An 18,035-nucleotide genomic window follows, 5' to 3' on the forward strand; every position below is an offset into this window, starting at 1 on the left:
ACATGTCGCTAGAAAAACTAAAGAGTCTTGTTACACGCGATGAGAAAATCGCTATGCTTACCTGCTATGACGCTACCTTTGCAAAACTTAATGAAGCAGCAGGCGTCGATATGCTTTTAGTCGGCGACTCGCTGGGAATGGTGTTACAAGGCGCCGAAAACACATTGGCCGTATCCATGCGGGACATGGAATACCACACCCAGTCGGTAGCCGCAGGCGTCAAAAGTTGTTGCATCATGACTGACATGCCTGCTGGAAGCTACGAGCAAAATAATGAAGTCGCATTGGTCAATGCAAAAAAACTGATGGCCGCGGGTGCCGATATCGTCAAGATTGAAGGTGGTGGAGGCATCGTTCAAACGGCGGAATTCTTAATTAAAAATGGCGTGCCTGTTTGCGCACATTTAGGATTTACGCCGCAATCCGTCATGCAGTTGGGTGGTTATCGTATTCAAGGGAAAACGGACGAAAGCGCGCTCAACATTTTACAAGACGCCATCGAAATGGACAAAATAGGCGTGAGTTTTGTGTTGCTGGAAATGGTACCAGCTGCTCTGGCTAAGCGGATTACCGAAAGCATCAAAGCACCAACCATTGGTATTGGTGCTGGCGTTGATTGCGATGGGCAAGTGCTGGTCATTCAAGACCTACTTGGCATTTACACTGGCCCTGCATCCAAAAGACCCGATGATTTCAAATCGCCGCGATTTACTAAAAATTTCTTGGTAGAAAACCACACTATTCAAGCCGCGATTCAAGCTTATGTGTCCGCAGTGAAAAACAAAACGTTTCCTAGCGTTGAACACAGCTATTAAATTTTATGCAGATCGTTAAAACCTCTGAAACTTTGTCACAAGCATTAGCAAAACAAACAGCGATTGCCTTTGTACCAACCATGGGCAATTTGCATGCAGGGCATATTCAATTAGTTGAGCTTGCAAAAACGAAAAACGCTTGTGTTGTGGTCAGCATTTTTGTGAACCCATTGCAATTTGCCGCAAATGAAGACTTGAGCAAGTATCCACGAACGTTGGATGTTGACTTGGCAAAACTAAAAGCAGCAGGTGCTGATATTGTATTCACGCCAAGCGAACAGGAAATATATCCAGACTTTGATGCTTCGACTAATAACACCCATCAAAGCATCAGCATCAACTTACCAAGTATCGCTAACGAACTATGCGGCGCAGCAAGGCCAGGGCATTTCTCAGGCATGGCGACCGTGGTTCTCAAACTATTCAATCTCGTATTTTTTAACGGCGCACAAACTAAAATCGCTATTTTTGGAAAAAAAGACTTCCAACAGCTATTCATCATTCGTGACATGGTGAAGCAATTTAATTTGCCTATTGAAATTATGGCTGCCGATACCAAGCGCGAGGAGGATGGCTTGGCGATGAGTTCTCGCAATGGCTATCTAACACCCGCACAAAAGTTAGAAGCACCGCGTTTGTACAGTGAATTGAGCTTGTTAGTTGATGCGATCAAACAAGGCAATACTGATTTTAAAGCCTTAGAGGCAAGAAGCACAGAATGCTTAACGCAGCTAGGATGGATAGTGGATTACATCTCAGTCCGTTCAGCGCAAACACTCCTTCCTGCAACGCAAAACGATAACAAGCTTGTCGTACTTGGTGCCGCACGTCAGGGCACAACAAGATTAATCGACAATATCGAATTCAATTTAACTGCTTAAAACCCCTGTCCAGCCTTGGACTTATCCAAGTTTTTGTAATTTTGCGTGACCGACACTAAGCGACTATAATGTGCGTGCTTTTCAATCAAAACCATAGGAAATCTATGCAAAGAACCATGCTCAAATCCAAATTGCACCGAGTGCGCTGCACGCATTCGGAGCTGGACTATGAGGGCTCATGTGCGATTGATGAAGACTTGCTTGATGCAGCTGACATTCATGAATATCAACAAATCGACATCTACAACATCAGTAATGGTGAGCGCTTCACTACGTACGCAATTCGTGCGCAACGTGGCTCTGGTATTATTTCCGTGAATGGCGCCGCTGCTCGTAAGGCTGATCCAGGCAATTTATTGATTATCGCTAGCTATGCAAGCTATACCGAATTAGAACTCGAAAAATTCAAACCCCAACTCGTTTACGTTGACCAAGATAACCGTATCGTTGACCAACGACGCGGCATTCCTGTTCAAGCGGCGTAAGCCCTTCACACTCAATTTACCAGCAAATTCACCACAAGAAAGTAGCCCTATGGAACTAGAAGCAATGAAACAAGCCGTTGTTGACGCGCTTGAAGACATCAAAGGCTATGACATCACCGTAATGGATGTGCGTAAATTGACGTCAATGGCCAGTTATATGATTGTGGCAAACGCCACCTCATCACGCCAAACTAAGGCAATGGCAAATAATGTGATTGTTAAATTAAAAGAGCTTGGTGTTGAAGCACGCGGGACTGAAGGTGAGCGCGAAGGAGAATGGGTATTGGTCGACTTGGGCGATATTATTGTTCACATTATGCTGCCAGCGACACGCGCCTATTACAACCTAGAGCAACTTTGGGGTGCGGCAGAAGGCAATCGCCACATCACCAACGACACTAAAGCGCCCTAAATTGCTTGCCGCTTGAGCTTCAAGCACGTACCAATATGAAAATACGCATCATCAGTGTTGGTCACAAAATGCCAACGTGGGTTGAGCAAGCATGCGCTGAATATATTAAACGCATGCCACGTGAGGCCACGGTCGACATCATCGAAATCAAACCTGATAAACGCGCTGCTGGCAAAAATGCCAATGTTGTTCAAGAAGCCGAAGCTAAGCGCATTTTAGAAGCTTGTGGCAAAGATTTTGTTGTCGCGCTTGATGAGCGTGGCGCAGAAGTCACTACATTGCAATTGGCTGAGCGCATGAGTAGTTGGCTAGGCAATGGTCGTGACGTTTGCCTGCTTGTTGGTGGCGCTGACGGTTTGCATCCTGACATCAAAAAAAATGCAGACTGGCTATGGAGCTTATCGAAACTCACGCTGCCACATGGCATGGTGCGCGTCGTGCTCGCGGAGCAACTTTATCGCGCTTGGTCTGTCATTAACCATCATCCATACCATCGAGAGTAATCGCCTCAACGCGACCAAAACATCCGCATGCAAGAATACAATAAATCTTTAGTGTGGTTTCGTCGAGATTTACGTGATTATGATCACGCTGCGCTTTACCATGCACTTAAAAACTCAGCACAAGTTTTTTGCATCTTTGTATTTGATCAAGAGATACTAGACCAGTTAGAAGATAAAGCTGATCGTCGTGTTGAGTTTATCTGGGAAAGCCTCAAAGAACTTAAAGCGGCATTTCAAATGCAAGGGAGCGACCTGATTGTTGAGTATGGCGTTGCCAAAGAGATTGTGGTTAAAAAAGCGCTAGCATTAGGCGTTGAGGCTGTCTTCAGCAATCGTGATTACGAACCAAAGGCAGTAGCACGAGATGCCAATGTTGCGGAAAAACTAGCAAAACATAACATTGCGTTTCATCAATTTAAAGACCAGGTTTTATTTGAACAAGATGAAGTGCTGACGCAGCAGGGCAAATCTTACGGCGTGTTTACGCCATACAAAAACGCACATCTTAAAAAGCTCGATGATTACTTTGTGCAAGCTTACCAGGTTGATCGCTATGCAAAGCATTTAGCAAAATATCAAGCTGATGCAATGTCTAGCTTGGACGAAATGGGCTTCAAAACAACCAATCTTAGTCAAATGAAATTGCCGACCGGCATGTCTGGCGCACTTCAACTGTTTGAAGATTTCAAAGACCGCATCACTCACTACCAAGATGCGCGAAACTTCCCTGCAGTTAAAGGCCCCTCTTACCTTTCGGTACATTTACGTTTTGGCACGATTTCAATCCGTCATCTTGCAAGAACCGCAAAAAGTACTGGCGGCGCTGGTGCTGAAACATGGCTCAATGAGCTGATTTGGCGAGACTTTTACTTTCAGATTTTGTATCACCACCCTAAAGTAGCCGATGGCAAGGCTTACAAAGCGGAATTTGATGCATTGCCGTTCCCTAATGACCAAGCAATTTTCCAAGCTTGGTGCGATGGTGCAACCGGCTACCCGCTGATTGATGCGGCCATGAGACAACTGAACCAAACTGGCTATATGCACAATCGATTACGTATGGTGGTCGCTAGCTTCTTAGTGAAAGATTTATTAATCGACTGGCGTTGGGGCGAGCGTTATTTCGCTGAGAAACTGATCGACTTTGACCTAAGTGCTAACAATGGCGGATGGCAGTGGGCCGCCTCCACGGGCTGTGACTCACAACCTTGGTTTAGAATTTTTAACCCCATTACCCAATCTGAAAAATTTGATAGCGCCGGCAAGTTTATCCGCAGATACGTCCCTGAGTTAGCGAATTGCTCAGACAAAGAAATACATGCGCCTTGGCTAATACCTTCTCTAAAACAAGAAATGCTTAATCTGCAAATCGGTAAAACTTACCCTCACCCAATTGTGGATCATGCAACGCAGAGGAATTTGTCACTCGCTTTATACAAGAGTGCCGGGGAACACGCCGGGCAAAGCTGAGAAATAAAATTAAATTTATGGACACAAAAGTATCACTCAGTTAAAGTAATCATTAATTGCATTAAGGTTTTTTATGCAAATTAATATTCAAATCGGAAATAAAATGCGAACTAAATTTTTAACACTACTAATGGTATTGATCATCTCGCTCATGACAGGCTGTGCTTCAGTCGACAATAAAGATCCGCTTGAGGGTTTTAATCGTGGTGTTTATAAGTTTAATGATGTGTCTGACAAAGCAGTTTTCAAACCAATCGCTGGCGCATACAAAGCGGTGCTGCCAACCCCTGTTAGAAGTGGTGTTAATAACTTCTTTGCAAACTTAAAAACATTTGTGACCGCCATTAACCAAGCGCTTCAGTTTAAATTTAACAAGGCGGCTGAAAGTGCAGGTCGTTTCGTGATCAACAGTACCGTGGGTATTGCAGGCTTGTTTGATATTGCATCCAAACAAGGCATCCCACAATACAAAGAAGATTTCGGCCAAACGCTTGGCTATTGGGGTGTAGGTAATGGAGCATATTTAATGCTACCATTTTTTGGACCAAGTACCTTCCGCGACACGACAGGCTTGGCAGTAGATTTAATCACCATTGATCCTCTAGGATATGTTGATAATCCAAGAGTCCGTAATACTCTTATCGGCACTAAATTTATTGATACACGCGCAGCGCTACTTCCGGGCAGTGACTTGTTAGATGAAGCCGCGCTTGATCCATACACATTTATGCGTGATGCTTATTTACAAAGACGTGCTAACCAAGTGGCGGATGGCGAAGTAGTTGTCAATTATGATGGCTTTGAGCCAGATAATTCTAAACCGTCCAAGTAACTCATGCTTTAACAAAAGCCATGTTCATCAGAGCATGGTTTTTTTGTGCCTATCGAAATCACCGATCTTTGTGACTAGTCGCCAGCAACCGTCATACCTTCAATCAGCACTGAGCCAACCTGCTTAGAACCCTGAACTAAAACGTCATTCCCGATCGCGATAATATGCTTAAACATTTCAGCTAGATTTCCTGCGATTGTAATTTCTTCAACTGCATGAACAATGACGCCTTTTTCGACCCAGAATCCTGCAGCGCCTCTCGAGTAATCTCCAGTCACCATATTAATGCCATGACCTAGTAACTCTGTCACTAACAATCCGGTGTCCATCGCTTTCAGCATCCCATTAAAATCCAAGCTGCCGTGACTCACGATTAAATTGTGGTTACCGCCTGCATTACCTGTGCTCTGCATCCCCAACTTGCGTGCTGAATAGCTCGATAAGACATAGCCCTGAAGCACGCCATCTTTCACCAAAGTACGTGAATGCGTTGCTACCCCTTCATTATCAAAAGGACTACTCCCCAAACCTCTTAATAAGTGGGGTTGCTCTTCAATCGTCACTGAAGGCGACATGATTTGCTTACCCAAACTATCCAATAAAAATGAAGATTTACGATACAAACTTCCACCCGATATCGCGGAAATTAAATGAGAAATCAAACCAGAAGATAGTGAAGCATCAAACATCACAGGCACTTGGGCTGTTTTAATGCGCTGACTTCCTAATCTTCTTACTGTGCGCTCACCAGCCAAGCGACCAACATACTCAGCACTCTCTAAATCATCGGACGAGCGAGCCGTACTATACCAATAGTCACGTTGCATGTTGTCTTGGCCGTCATCTGCAATGACAGAGCAACTTAAACTATGTCGCGAGCTTGCATAGCCCGCATTAAAGCCATGCGTATTAGCGTAAGCGAACATCCCTTCGTACGTTGAGATAGCGGCGCCTTCTGAATTCGTAATTCGAGCATCCACACTGAGGGCTTCAGCTTCACAAACCTTAGCTAATTCAATCGCACTGTCCACCGAAATATCCCACGGATGATGCAAATCTAAATCAGGTATATGCGTTGCCATTAAATCTGCATTAGCTAAACCACAAAACTCGTCTTTAGCGGTGTAACGCGCAATATTGCAAGCCGCCGCTACGGTGTCTTGAAGCGCTTGGGGCGAGAGATCGGAAGTGCTCGCATGACCTTTTTGCTGACCAAAATAAACACTGACCGAAACGCCTTTATCCCGGTTATATTCAATAGTTTCTGTCTCACTCATCCGCACTGAAACATTTTGGCCAAAGCCTAAGTTGACTTCAGCCTCTGCAGCACTCGCCCCCGCTTCTTTGGCAAGGCGCAAAACCTTTTCGCTCATCTCTTGCAATTGCGCTAATGAATAACTAAATCGCGGCTCACTCATTGGATTTGTACCGTTCTCATTCAAATGAATTTCTAAAAACTGCTATCATATCGCACTATGAGACCTAAAAAGATAGATCCCAACGCTGAAGAAGTTGATTTAATCGAACCAATCAGTAAAACCAAACTTAAAGCAGAAGCCGATGCTCAACAAGAGCTTGGCGTAAAGCTTGTTGCTTTGCCTAACAGTAAGCTTGCACTTTTGGATTTACCTGAACGATTATTGGATGCAATCAACGAATCTAAGCGCATTACCGCCAATGGCGCTACACGTCGCCAAAAACAATATATCGGCAGCTTAATGCGAGAGATTGATGTCGCACCGATTATTGAGCAAATGGAAAAGTGGGAAGGTAAAAATACGGCTGAAAACGCTTACTTTCACAACCTAGAACGTTGGCGTACTCGCCTGATTGAAGATGAAAGTGCATTTTCTGAGTTTATCAATCAACATCCAAATATTGATAGTCAACAAGTCCGCACTTTAATACGCAATGCACGTCGCGAAGCCTCCTTAGCGAAGCCACCTAAAAGTAGCCGGGAGCTGTTTAAGCTCTTGAGAGAAATCACCTCTGGCGGTCAAGATTCCTCAAGTGAAGACTTTGGTTATGATGAAAACAAAACCGACTAACATTGAAGTCTAGGGTTTAATTCAACGTCATTTTGCTTTCAAGGCGCATTCGATTCCTCGTGTAAACCACATCGACTGTTTGACCCGCATATTGCGTCACTGCTTTGGTCAGATCAGCGACCTTTAAAAGGGTGACCTCCCCGATACTCACTAAAAAGTCATCTTTTGTGATTCCCGCTTTTTCCGCGGCTGAGCCATCTATCACCACCATCACCAGTAAGCCATCAGCGTCATCGTCTTTTTCTGGGACTTTTACATGAACACCCATTGATGGCTTAGCAATTTTAGCCCAATAAGATGCGAAGTAAGCATAACTTGCGCCCGCTTCAAGTGGTGCTTGACCCGTCTTTTTAGCTTCACGTAACTGCTGAATTTTTGCAGTTGCCGAAGGTTTATCAGCGCGCTCACTGTAAACCAACACGACTTCCGCGTGCACTTTTTTAGCTTGCGGCATTGCCAAGTCTGGCGCTACATTTCCCGCTTTAAAATCAGAATAGCCAATCAATTCAAATCCACGCTCTTCCATGCGCTGTTTATCGGCAATTTTATCCGTACCTGAATAAATTTTTGGCTCCGCATTCGAGACAATTCGTTTTGCATTTGTTGTTTTTGACTCAACATAGGTATTGATGAAAAAGTTTTGATTTGCAACCATCTCCTCTAAAGACTTAGCATCCTCAGCTTTTGAGACATTCGCTACAACAAGAAAACTTAACAACATATAGCTTAGTAAACGCATCATACTTCCTTTATTATTTTTACCATTTGAATCACTCAATATAAACACAATAACAGTTTCGACTCATAATATGGGATGATTTCACTTTAAAACCTAATCACTGAAGTCAGACCAACCCTGAGTCGAAATAATTCAAATGTCAGCACAAACAATTAAAATTGGTCTTGTTTCAATCAGTGACCGCGCTTCAAAAGGCGTTTATCAAGATCTTGGCTTGCCACACCTCCAAGACTGGCTTACTAAGACGCTCATCTCACCATGGCAAGCTGAAACGCGGCTTATCCCAGATGAGCAATCCGAAATTGAATGGACACTTAAACAGTTAGTGGATGAGGCCCAATGTAGCTTGATTTTAACGACGGGTGGTACAGGGCCCGCGATTCGTGATGTCACTCCTGAAGCCACACTTGCTGTCGCTGATAGAGAAATGCCTGGCTTCGGCGAGCAAATGCGTCAAATCAGTTTAAATTTTGTGCCAACGGCTATTCTTTCTCGCCAGATAGCCGTCATTCGCAAACAATGTTTAATTATCAACTTACCAGGCCAACCCAAGGCGATTGCCCAAACATTAGAAGGGTTAAAAGATGCCTCAGGCAAACAAACGACGCATGGCATTTTTGCTGCGGTGCCTTATTGTCTTGATCTGATTGGTGGACCTTACATTGAAACTCATCCAGAGTTCGTTCAAGCCTTTAGACCGAAATCCGCTACTAACAAATAACTCATTGAGACGGCCATGCAACTTCATATAACATCCTACTACGCAGCTGTGTTAGCACTTCTGTTTATCTTGCTCTCAATCAAAACGATTAAAACAAGACGCCAACATAAAGTAGCGATTGGTGATGGCGGTGAAAAAAGCATATTGCGAGCATCAAGAGTCCATGCCAATTTTGCAGAATATGTTCCATTGACTATCCTGCTTATTGGGATGTTAGAAATGCAGGGCTTCACAACACTCATCATTCATAGCCTTGGTATTTTGCTGGTCTTAGCACGCGTCGCTCATGCTTATGGGGTCAGTCAAACTAACGAGAATTTTAAATTTCGAATCTTTGGCACCGCCACCACAATCAATATCATCGCGATTTGTGCATTGTTGCTGCTGACTAAATCTTTCTTTCAGCCGTTTTAATGCGAGCGTTAACTTATGCTTTCTGAATTTGATCTCATCAAAAAATACTTTACTAAACCAGGCCAAAATATCGACTTGGGCGTGGGGGATGATGCCGCACTTATTCAAATCAGCGCTGGCCATCAACTTGCTATTTCATCTGACATGCTTGTGGCAGGCACTCATTTTTTAGAGGATTGCCCAGCTTACTTTATAGGCTGGAAATCACTCGCTGTTAATATTTCAGACATGGCCGCCATGGGGGCTATACCAAAGTGGGCAACACTTGCAATTGCGTTGCCCAACATCGATGAAACTTGGCTGAGTGAGTTTTCACGGGGATTTTTTGCTTGTGCTGATGAATTTAGTGTCAGTCTGATTGGTGGCGACACCACGCGTGGCCCGCTCAACATTAGCGTCCAAATCATGGGCGAAGTACCCTTAGGCAAAGCCTTACGACGAGATGGCGCAAAAGCGGGCGATGAGGTCTGGGTCTCTGGCACATTAGGCAACGCGGCATTGGGTTTAGCAGAACTACAAAACAAGCTCATAGACAATGTTTTATCCATCAGTGAAAAACAAACTTGCATTCATGCATTACAAGCGCCTCAGCCAAGGGTGACGCTAGGATTGGCTTTGAGAGGTGCGGCCAATAGTGCAATTGATATATCCGACGGTTTATTAGCCGATTTAGGGCATATTTTAGAACGCTCAAATTTAGGCGCAGATCTATACTGGGAGGATATTCCGCACGTCAATCTTAGCCAAAAATTAGATACTGCAACGCTGCAAAGCCTCAGCCTAGCTGGCGGCGATGATTATGAGTTATGCTTTACCGCGCCCGTAACCCAACATGATGCAATTTTAGCCATTGGGGAAAAATTAAATTTAAAACTTTCTACCATTGGCGTAACGACTAAAGAGACCAAGATCAATCTTTATGATAAAAATCGCCAACTCATCGAACTAAAAAGGACGGGCTATGACCACTTCGGTTAAAGCCACCATACCAAGCCTGCAGTTTTTACTTCGTCACCCGAGCCACTTTGTTGCCTTGGGTTTTGGCAGCGGGCTATCACCAAAAGCACCGGGCAGTATCGGCACGATTATTGGCTTACCTCTGTTTTGGATGCTCACTTTCACGCCCGAGCCAACACACTGCATCACCCTCGCCGTTTTATTTTTAGTTGGCATTCCGCTCTGCACCAAGACTGGCAATGCCTTAGGCGTATCAGACCACGGCAGTATTGTGTGGGATGAAATTGTCGCCATAATGCTAGTACTAGAATTCACGCCGGCAAGTCCTTTATGGTGGGGCATCGCGTTTGTGTTGTTTCGCTTATTCGACATTTGGAAACCTGCGCCTATTCGTCACTGCGATGCGAGACTAAAAGGTGGATTTGGCGTGATGTTTGACGACCTGCTCGCTGCCATTTATGCAATTATTAGCCTAAAAGTATTGTTATGTTTAGCCCTGAATTAAAAGCACTATCTCAAGAAATAGGTAAACTACTACTCGCTAAAAAGCATGTACTTACCTTAGCGGAATCCTGCACTGGTGGGCTAATTTCAGCCCTTATCACCAATATCGCAGGCAGCTCAGCTTGGTTTGATAGTGGATTGGTCACTTATAGCAATCAAGCCAAGCAGGATTTACTCAAAGTGAAAGAAACTACACTCACGCAACACGGCGCAGTGAGCGAACAAGCCGCAATTGAAATGGCGATTGGCGCACTTCAGCAAGGCAGGGCCAATATTGCTGCAAGCGTGACAGGGATCGCAGGGCCAGAGGGAGGCTCTTCCACAAAACCTGTCGGCACAGTTTGCTTTGCTTGGGCTAGCAACGACTTGCCTTCCATTAGCAAAACTTACTTATTCCAAGGCAATAGAGAGCAAATTCGCGAGCAATCCACCATCGCATTGCTTATTGGACTCAAAGACTTTCTCAACCAACAGAGTTAAAAATCAACCCCTCCATATTATCTTCAATTAATAGTGTACGTTCGTACAATGGTTTGCTAAAATCAAAAAACCAACGCTAAAAAACCCTTCAAAATAACTAATCAACGGCAATTAGTCCTAGTCTTAGCCTTACTTTTAGGCCTAATTTGTGGAATAATTACATTCTTGATTTGAAGACTTTTTTAGCACTTTTATGGCGTAAACAAAGCCTTAATCAATAAAGAGAAAAAACCAGAGGACGACATGGACGACAACAAAAGCAAAGCACTGGCAGCAGCACTTTCGCAAATCGAAAAGCAGTTCGGCAAAGGCTCAATCATGCGCTTGGGCGACACAGAAGTCGCAGAAGACATACAGGCGGTTTCAACAGGCTCATTGGGCCTAGATATCGCACTAGGCATTGGCGGCTTACCTCGCGGACGTGTCATTGAAATTTACGGCCCTGAATCTTCTGGCAAAACAACTCTCACACTATCTGTCATTGCACAGATGCAGAAAATGGGCGGAACAGCCGCATTTATTGATGCTGAGCACGCACTCGATCCACAATATGCACAAAAACTAGGGGTCAATGTTGGCGAGCTTTTAATTTCCCAACCTGACACAGGTGAGCAAGCCTTAGAAATTGCCGATATGTTGGTACGTTCAGGCTCAGTTGACATTGTGGTGGTCGATTCTGTAGCCGCACTGGTTCCGAAAGCGGAAATCGAAGGTGAAATGGGCGACTCGCACATGGGCTTACAAGCGCGCTTAATGAGCCAAGCATTACGAAAACTTACTGGCAACATCAAGCGCACCAACACCATGGTCATCTTCATTAACCAAATCCGAATGAAGATTGGCGTGATGTTCGGCAATCCTGAAACAACAACTGGTGGTAACGCACTTAAATTTTACGCATCCGTTCGCTTAGATATTCGCCGTACAGGGGCCATCAAACGAGGTGACGAAGTCATCGGATCTGAAACCCGCGTAAAAATTGTGAAGAACAAAGTTGCCCCGCCATTCAAACAAGCTGAGTTTGATATCTTGTACGGTGAAGGTATTTCACGCGAAGGCGAGATTTTAGAGTTAGGATCAGATCTTAAAATCGTTGAAAAAGCAGGCGCTTGGTATAGCTATAACGGCGAGAAGATTGGCCAAGGCAAAGACAACTCACGTGAGTACTTAAAAGAACATCCGGAAGTGGCGGATGAAATTGATGCGAAGATTCGTGCAAACGCAAAAGGCAATTTAGATGCGATCGTGAAAACGATTGGCCCTGATGACGCTGCAGACTAAAGGTAAAAAAAAGCCGCAAGTTTCGTTGCGTCAGCGTGCACTAGATTATTTAGCTAAACGCGAATACAGCGTTGCGGAACTTGCAAAGAAATTGAACACTGTCGCTAGACAATATGAGTTAGATACAGAAGTTATCCCCGAAATATTAGCGGATTTCAATAAACGAAATTGGGTATCGGATACTCGATTTACCGAGCAGATTTTACATGCACGCAAATCAAAATTTGGTTGTGCACGCATTGCAAATGAACTGAGAGAAAAAGGCGTCTCTGATGAACTTATTTTCGAAGCGGTGCAAGATATAAAAGAAAACGAACTGGTGAATGCGAAAGCTGTGTGGCGGAAAAAATACGATGCACCGCCAAGTTCAAGAGAAGAATGGGCAAAACAAGCGCGGTTTTTACAAAGCCGCGGCTTTGGTTTTGAGATAATCAAAAAAGTCATTAACGAGCAAAAAGACGATATTTAGCAGGGCCGTCACCAAAGAAAATAAATAGGCTAATTGAATGAGTAAAACAGTATCTGTTAGAGAAATCAGACAACAATTCTTAGACTTTTTTGCGTCTAAAGGTCACCAAGTGGTGGCCTCTAGCTCATTGGTGCCGCACGGCGATCCTACTCTGCTCTTCACTAACGCAGGGATGAACCAATTTAAAGATGTATTTTTAGGCTTTGATAAACGTCCATACACACGTGCAACCACCAGCCAAAAATGTGTACGTGCTGGCGGCAAACACAACGACTTAGAAAACGTTGGCTACACAGCCCGCCACCACACATTCTTTGAAATGCTAGGCAATTTCAGCTTTGGCGATTACTTCAAACGCGATGCTATCAAATACGCATGGGAATTATTGACCGAAGTTTACAAGCTTCCTAAAGACAAACTCACCGTCACTGTTTACGCAGAAGATGACGAAGCTTACGACATTTGGGCAAAAGAAATCGGTGTGCCAACTGAGCGCATTATCCGCATTGGCGACAACAAGGGCGCTCGTTACGCATCAGACAATTTCTGGATGATGGGCGACACCGGTCCCTGCGGTCCATGTACTGAAATATTCTACGACCACGGCGAACACATTTGGGGTGGCCCTCCAGGCAGTCCAGATGAAGATGGCGACCGTTTCATCGAAATCTGGAACAACGTGTTCATGCAATTCAATCGTGACGAAGCTGGCGTGATGCATCCACTTCCGAAACCTTCTGTTGATACAGGCATGGGTTTAGAGCGTATTTCAGCAGTACTTCAACATGTACATGCGAACTATGAAATCGACTTATTCCAAACGCTCATCAAAGCTGCAGCACGCGAAACCAAAACAACGGATTTAGATAATCCATCACTTAAAGTATTGGCTGACCACATCCGCGCGTGTAGCTTCTTAATTGCCGATGGCGTGATTCCTGGCAATGAAGGCCGTGGCTATGTGCTTCGTCGGATTATCCGTCGCGCAATACGTCACGGCTACAAACTTGGCGCCCGCGCTGCATTCTTCCATAAAGTGTTGCCGGATTTAGTAGCTGAAATGGGCGAAGCCTATCCAGAACTCTCAAGTGCGCAAACACGCGTATCTGAAGTACTCAAACAAGAAGAAGATCGATTCTTTGAAACCATTGAGAATGGCATGGCGATTTTAGAAGCAGAATTGTCTGAAATGGCAAAAGCAGGTAATACAACATTTAACGGCGAAACCGCATTCAAATTGCACGACACTTACGGCTTCCCACTGGACCTAACAGCAGACGTTTGCCGTGAGAGAGATGTGAGTGTAGATTCAGCTGCTTTTGATACTGCGATGTCACGCCAAAAAGAACAAGCCCGCTCTGCTGGTAAATTCAAAATGGCCACCAACGTTGAATATGATGGCGCATCGACCAACTTCCGTGGCTACGATGAACTCTCAACAGAAGCCAAAGTGCTTGCCTTATACAAAGACGGTTCAGCGGTCAATGCGCTGAATGAAGGCGATTTAGGCATTGTGGTTTTAGATAACACGCCTTTCTACGCCGAATCAGGCGGTCAAATTGGTGACTGTGGCGATTTAAAATCAAACGATGGCATTTTCACTGTTGAAGATACCCTCAAAATTCAAGCTAACGTATTCGGCCATCACGGCGTCCTCACTACAGGCAAGCTAGCAGTAGGCGACACCCTTCAAGCCCGCGTGAACACAAACGCTAGAGCAAGCACCATGCGCAACCACTCAGCAACGCACTTAATGCACAAAGCATTGCGCGAAGTACTAGGCGAACATGTGCAACAAAAGGGCTCCTTAGTTGATACAGAAAAAACGCGCTTTGACTTTGTTCACAACGCCCCAATGACAGACGACGAAATTAGCCAAGTTGAAAATATCGTCAACACTGAAGTCCTTGCTAACGCAGCAACGCAAGCCCGCGTGATGGATATTGAATCCGCACAAAAAACTGGTGCCATGATGTTGTTTGGCGAAAAATATGGCGATGAAGTACGCGTATTAGACATCGGCTCATCACGTGAACTTTGCGGCGGCACACACGTAAGCCGCACAGGGGATATTGGTCTCTTTAAAATCACTGCTGAAAGTGGCGTAGCCGCTGGTGTACGTCGTCTAGAAGCAACCACAGGTGCGAATGCACTTAAATTAGTGCAAAACCAACAAGCACTGCTGAGCCATATTGCCAGCGAACTAAAATCACCAGCGCATGAACTAGGCACAAAAATCTCGCAATTACTTGATTCACAAAAATCACTTGAGAAAGAACTTGCGCGCTTAAAATCTAAATTAGCCTCATCTCAAGGCGACGACCTTGCAGATCAAGCACTCGAGATTAACGGCGTTAAGGTACTTGCAGCAATACTAGAAGGCGCTGATGCGAATGCCTTGCGTGAGACCATGGATAAGCTTAAAGATAAGCTAAAATCTGCGGCAATCGTGTTGGCAAGCGTGAGTGACGGCAAAGTCAGCCTTGCAGCAGGCGTCACACCGGATGTCATCATAAAACTAAAAGCTGGCGACTTGGTCAACCATGTGGCGAGCCAAGTAGGCGGCAAAGGTGGCGGCAAGCCAGATATGGCAATGGCTGGCGGCACAGACCCTAGTCAACTACCTCAAGCACTTGCAAGCGTGCAAGCGTGGGTTCAACAAAAACTTAATTAACCTTAAACAGTAAATATTATGGCACTCATTGTTCAAAAATACGGTGGCACCTCAGTTGGTAGCCCAGATCGCATTAAAAACTTAGCGCGTCGCGTGGCTCGATTCAAAGCACTTGGTCATCAAATTGTCGTGGTGGTTTCAGCCATGTCAGGCGAGACTAATCGCTTGATTAACTTGGCAAAAGAAATCATGCCAGAGCCAGACCCACGCGAATTAGACGTCATGGTGGCTACTGGCGAACAAGTCACCATTGGTCTTACGTCAATGGCATTGATGGAACTTGGTCTTAAAGCAAAAAGCTATACAGGTTCACAAGTCCGCATCGTGACAGACAATGCTCACACCAAGGCACGTATTCTTAGCATTGATGAAGATCGCATTCGAACTGATTTAAATGCTGGTTACGTTGTAGTAGTGGCTGGCTTCCAAGGCGTGGATGAGAACGGCAACATCACAACGCTAGGTCGTGGCGGTTCAGATACCACTGGCGTAGCCTTAGCCGCAGCACTTAAAGCGGATGAATGCCAAATCTACACTGACGTTGACGGCGTTTACACTACCGACCCTCGCGTGGTGCCAGAAGCCCGTCGCTTAAAGTCGATTACTTTTGAAGAAATGCTTGAGCTTGCCAGCCAAGGCTCAAAAGTATTACAAATCCGCTCAGTCGAATTTGCAGGTAAATACAAAGTAAAACTACGTGTGCTCTCAAGCTTTGAAGAGGATGGCGAAGGCACACTCATCACTTTTGAAGATCCCGAAAACAAGGACAGCAACATGGAACAACCAATCATCTCAGGCATCGCATTTAACCGAGACGAAGCAAAAATCATGGTACTCGGTGTGCCAGACAAACCAGGCATCGCTTACCAAATCTTAGGTCCAGTAGCAGATGCAAAAATTGACGTCGATATGATTATCCAAAACATGGGTGCAGACGGCACAACGGACTTTACATTTACTGTGCACAAAAACGATATGACAAAAGCACTTGGTATCCTTAACCAAGTACAAGCGCACATCGGCGCACGTGAAATCCGCGGCGATGACAAAATCGCTAAAGTATCTATCGTTGGCGTTGGCATGCGTTCACACGTTGGCATCGCAAGCCAAATGTTCCGCACACTTGCTGAAGAAGGCATTAACATCCAAATGATTTCAACCAGCGAGATTAAAATCGCGGTTGTGATCGACGAGAAATACATGGAACTCGCGGTTCGTGTGCTTCATAAAGCGTTTGAGTTAGAAGAAGCTTAGATTGATTTTTAAGGCGTAATCGAGTATTGTTACGCCCTCGCAACACAGCAACAAAACGGAGAGCTGGCCGAGTGGTCGAAGGCACTTCCCTGCTAAGGAAGCATACGGGCTTAAATCTGTATCGAGGGTTCGAATCCCTCGCTCTCCGCCAAACAATGGCTGTTTTATCATTAAATTAAGTTTTTCTACTGGAATTAAACTTAACTTCACGTATAATTCAGGCCTTGCGCGCCCGTAGCTCAGCTGGATAGAGTACTTGGCTACGAACCAAGGGGTCAGGAGTTCGAATCTCTTCGGGCGCACCATACAATTAAAAGGCTTACAGTTTTATGCTGTAGGCCTTTTTTGTTTCAATCTTATACTTTTAGCCTCTACCTTTTCTGAGTAAAATCGTTATTAAAATAGCATCTAGCAAAGGTCATTCGTGAAAATTTTATTGGTAGAAGATGATGCAGCACTTGGCCATGCGATGAGCGTTTCACTCAATCGAGCTGGCTATCATGTTAATTGGGCGCATGAGGGTCATGAAGCAGATGTTGCACTTCATGAACAGCTATTTGACGCGGTGATTCTAGATTTGGGCCTACCTAAAATTGATGGATTTGAGGTCTTGAGAAGAATGCGCGGTCGCATGATAATGTCGCCCGTGATTATTTTGACGGCGAGAGATGATTTGGATGACCGAGTTAAAGGACTGGACTTGGGCGCAGATGACTATTTGACCAAACCGTTTAAGTTACCTGAGCTTGAAGCGCGCTTACGGGCTCAAATAAGACGTAACAACGCCACACTTGCCTCCACCATTGAATATGGTCCTTTATTACTCAATATCACAGACAAAATGCTGATGGTAAACGGCAATCAAATGCTGCTCTCACCACGTGAGTTTAGCGTGCTTGAAATGCTACTCTCTCGTGTTGGCCGAGTCGTTAGCAAAGAGGCGATTGTAGAAACCCTATGTAAATGGGATGAAGGTGTTGGCAATAATGCAATTGAAGTTTATATACACAGAATTCGGAAAAAATTAGAACCTATCGGTATTAATGTATTAACAATCCGTGGCTTGGGATACTTACTGCAAAAAGCGCAATCTTAA

At 44.8% G+C, this 18,035-nt stretch carries 20 protein-coding genes and 2 tRNA genes; 20 read left to right on the forward strand and 2 right to left on the reverse strand.

Going from position 1 to position 18,035, the window contains the following annotated elements:
- Positions 1–2 precede the first annotated feature (2 nt).
- The 7 genes from panB to BN1209_RS06855 all read left to right on the forward strand — a co-directional run bounded on the left by panB (position 3) and on the right by BN1209_RS06855 (position 5,398).
- The gene (gene panB, locus BN1209_RS06825) at positions 3–815 is read left to right on the forward strand and encodes a 3-methyl-2-oxobutanoate hydroxymethyltransferase (RefSeq protein ID WP_045751508.1); all 813 of its coding nucleotides are present in this window, start codon (positions 3–5) and stop codon (positions 813–815) included.
- A 5-nt stretch (positions 816–820) separates the two neighbouring features.
- Positions 821–1,696 carry a pantoate--beta-alanine ligase gene (gene panC / locus BN1209_RS06830; RefSeq protein WP_045751509.1) on the forward strand — a complete coding sequence of 292 codons (876 nt, stop codon included), beginning with the start codon at positions 821–823 and terminating at the stop codon, positions 1,694–1,696.
- A 104-nt stretch (positions 1,697–1,800) separates the two neighbouring features.
- Positions 1,801–2,181 (forward strand): aspartate 1-decarboxylase, encoded by a 381-nt coding sequence (gene panD / locus BN1209_RS06835; protein WP_045751510.1) that lies wholly within the window; start codon positions 1,801–1,803, stop codon positions 2,179–2,181.
- A 49-nt stretch (positions 2,182–2,230) separates the two neighbouring features.
- A complete protein-coding gene (gene rsfS, locus BN1209_RS06840) occupies positions 2,231–2,593 on the forward strand; it encodes a ribosome silencing factor (RefSeq protein WP_045751511.1) in 363 nt (120 codons plus the stop codon).
- A 35-nt stretch (positions 2,594–2,628) separates the two neighbouring features.
- Positions 2,629–3,096, forward strand: coding sequence for a 23S rRNA (pseudouridine(1915)-N(3))-methyltransferase RlmH (gene rlmH / locus BN1209_RS06845; RefSeq protein ID WP_045752045.1), 468 nt, complete (start codon positions 2,629–2,631; stop codon positions 3,094–3,096).
- 27 nt (positions 3,097–3,123) lie between these two features.
- On the forward strand, positions 3,124–4,566 hold the full coding sequence (locus BN1209_RS06850) for a cryptochrome/photolyase family protein (RefSeq protein WP_045751512.1): 1,443 nt from the start codon (positions 3,124–3,126) through the stop codon (positions 4,564–4,566).
- 103 nt (positions 4,567–4,669) lie between these two features.
- Positions 4,670–5,398 carry an MlaA family lipoprotein gene (locus tag BN1209_RS06855; RefSeq protein ID WP_045752046.1) on the forward strand — a complete coding sequence of 243 codons (729 nt, stop codon included), beginning with the start codon at positions 4,670–4,672 and terminating at the stop codon, positions 5,396–5,398.
- A 74-nt stretch (positions 5,399–5,472) separates the two neighbouring features.
- Here the strand turns inward: BN1209_RS06855 and pmbA are convergent, their stop codons facing one another.
- Positions 5,473–6,816: a metalloprotease PmbA gene (pmbA, locus tag BN1209_RS06860; RefSeq protein ID WP_045751513.1), complete on the reverse strand. Its 1,344-nt coding sequence runs from the start codon at positions 6,814–6,816 to the stop codon at positions 5,473–5,475.
- A gap of 57 nt (positions 6,817–6,873) precedes the next feature.
- Here pmbA and yjgA point away from each other — a divergent pair, with 57 nt between their 5' ends.
- Positions 6,874–7,446, forward strand: a complete 573-nt coding sequence (yjgA, locus tag BN1209_RS06865; protein ID WP_045751514.1) for a ribosome biogenesis factor YjgA — start codon at positions 6,874–6,876, stop codon at positions 7,444–7,446.
- A 16-nt stretch (positions 7,447–7,462) separates the two neighbouring features.
- Here the strand turns inward: yjgA and BN1209_RS06870 are convergent, their stop codons facing one another.
- Positions 7,463–8,188, reverse strand: coding sequence for a PDZ domain-containing protein (locus tag BN1209_RS06870; RefSeq protein WP_082048424.1), 726 nt, complete (start codon positions 8,186–8,188; stop codon positions 7,463–7,465).
- Positions 8,189–8,321: 133 nt separating this feature from the next.
- Between BN1209_RS06870 and mog the strand changes: the two genes are divergently transcribed.
- The 12 genes from mog (at position 8,322) to BN1209_RS06930 (ending at position 18,035) form a co-directional block, all read left to right on the forward strand.
- Positions 8,322–8,906: a molybdopterin adenylyltransferase gene (mog, locus tag BN1209_RS06875; protein WP_045751515.1), complete on the forward strand. Its 585-nt coding sequence runs from the start codon at positions 8,322–8,324 to the stop codon at positions 8,904–8,906.
- Between the two features lie 15 nt (positions 8,907–8,921).
- Entirely contained in the window at positions 8,922–9,320 is a 399-nt protein-coding gene (locus BN1209_RS06880) for an MAPEG family protein (protein WP_045751516.1), read from the forward strand.
- A gap of 15 nt (positions 9,321–9,335) precedes the next feature.
- Positions 9,336–10,298 (forward strand): thiamine-phosphate kinase, encoded by a 963-nt coding sequence (gene thiL / locus BN1209_RS06885; protein WP_045751517.1) that lies wholly within the window; start codon positions 9,336–9,338, stop codon positions 10,296–10,298.
- On the forward strand, positions 10,282–10,782 hold the full coding sequence (locus BN1209_RS06890) for a phosphatidylglycerophosphatase A family protein (protein ID WP_045751518.1): 501 nt from the start codon (positions 10,282–10,284) through the stop codon (positions 10,780–10,782). The genes thiL and BN1209_RS06890 overlap by 17 nt, the downstream gene beginning before the upstream one ends.
- On the forward strand, positions 10,764–11,261 hold the full coding sequence (locus BN1209_RS06895; protein WP_045751519.1) for a CinA family protein: 498 nt from the start codon (positions 10,764–10,766) through the stop codon (positions 11,259–11,261). The genes BN1209_RS06890 and BN1209_RS06895 overlap by 19 nt, the downstream gene beginning before the upstream one ends.
- Before the next feature lie 243 nt (positions 11,262–11,504).
- Positions 11,505–12,542, forward strand: a complete 1,038-nt coding sequence (gene recA, locus BN1209_RS06900; RefSeq protein ID WP_045751520.1) for a recombinase RecA — start codon at positions 11,505–11,507, stop codon at positions 12,540–12,542.
- On the forward strand, positions 12,526–13,011 hold the full coding sequence (gene recX, locus BN1209_RS06905) for a recombination regulator RecX (RefSeq protein ID WP_045751521.1): 486 nt from the start codon (positions 12,526–12,528) through the stop codon (positions 13,009–13,011). The genes recA and recX overlap by 17 nt, the downstream gene beginning before the upstream one ends.
- A 37-nt stretch (positions 13,012–13,048) precedes the next feature.
- A complete protein-coding gene (gene alaS / locus BN1209_RS06910) occupies positions 13,049–15,685 on the forward strand; it encodes an alanine--tRNA ligase (protein ID WP_045751522.1) in 2,637 nt (878 codons plus the stop codon).
- An 18-nt stretch (positions 15,686–15,703) separates the two neighbouring features.
- Complete coding sequence (locus BN1209_RS06915) at positions 15,704–16,939, forward strand: aspartate kinase (RefSeq protein WP_045751523.1); 1,236 nt, start codon at positions 15,704–15,706, stop codon at positions 16,937–16,939.
- Between the two features lie 57 nt (positions 16,940–16,996).
- Positions 16,997–17,090 (forward strand) — tRNA-Ser (locus BN1209_RS06920).
- A 77-nt stretch (positions 17,091–17,167) separates the two neighbouring features.
- Positions 17,168–17,244: transfer RNA gene (locus BN1209_RS06925), tRNA-Arg, on the forward strand.
- A gap of 119 nt (positions 17,245–17,363) precedes the next feature.
- Complete coding sequence (locus tag BN1209_RS06930) at positions 17,364–18,035, forward strand: response regulator transcription factor (protein WP_045751524.1); 672 nt, start codon at positions 17,364–17,366, stop codon at positions 18,033–18,035.

The sequence above is a fragment of the Candidatus Methylopumilus turicensis genome (assembly GCF_000953015.1).
Taxonomy (GTDB): domain Bacteria; phylum Pseudomonadota; class Gammaproteobacteria; order Burkholderiales; family Methylophilaceae; genus Methylopumilus_A; species Methylopumilus_A turicensis.